Source organism: Pseudomonas sp. 51_B (assembly GCF_017491595.1).
Classification (GTDB): domain Bacteria; phylum Pseudomonadota; class Gammaproteobacteria; order Pseudomonadales; family Pseudomonadaceae; genus Aquipseudomonas; species Aquipseudomonas promysalinigenes.
The window spans coordinates 1-500 of record NZ_JAFGYW010000224.1 but is presented as its reverse complement, the minus strand read 5'-3'; the positions used below and the strand labels follow the sequence as shown (position 1 = coordinate 500).

Here is a 500-nt window from a genome sequence, read left to right as displayed (position 1 = left end):
CCTCCACACCGACCACCAAGGATGATGCGCATGTCTCGCCGCTCGACCGCTTTTTTCAAGACGCTGACTGCGCTCACCGTGCTGGTGCTGCTCGCCGGTTGCTCGTCGCTGTCGCCATACTCGAAAGTGACCAAGATCAACCTCAAACTGACCGGCAGCGATCAGCTCAACCCGGACCTCAACGGGCGGCCGTCGCCGATCGTCGTGCGCCTGTTCGAACTCAAGCACCCGGTGACCTTCGAGAACGCTGATTTCTTCAGCCTCTACGAGCGCGCCAAGGAATCCCTCAACCCGGATCTGGTGGCCAGCGAAGAACTCGAAGTGCGCCCGGGCGAAACCGTGTAACTGAAACTCAGCGTGGAGGAGGGCAGCCGTTACGTGGGCATCCTCGCCGCCTATCGCGACCTGCCGGATACCCAGTGGCGGCACACCGTGCAGATCACTCCGCTGGAACTCACCGAGGCTGATCTGACCCTCGATCAGGCCGGTATCCGCAACAC

The 500-nt window shown here is 61.8% G+C and carries 1 pseudogene; it reads left to right on the top strand.

The features are described from left to right. Positions 1 to 30: 30 nt before the first annotated feature. A pseudogene (gene tssJ, locus J5M56_RS24530) lies at positions 31 to 500 on the top strand (type VI secretion system lipoprotein TssJ); the annotation flags it as partial.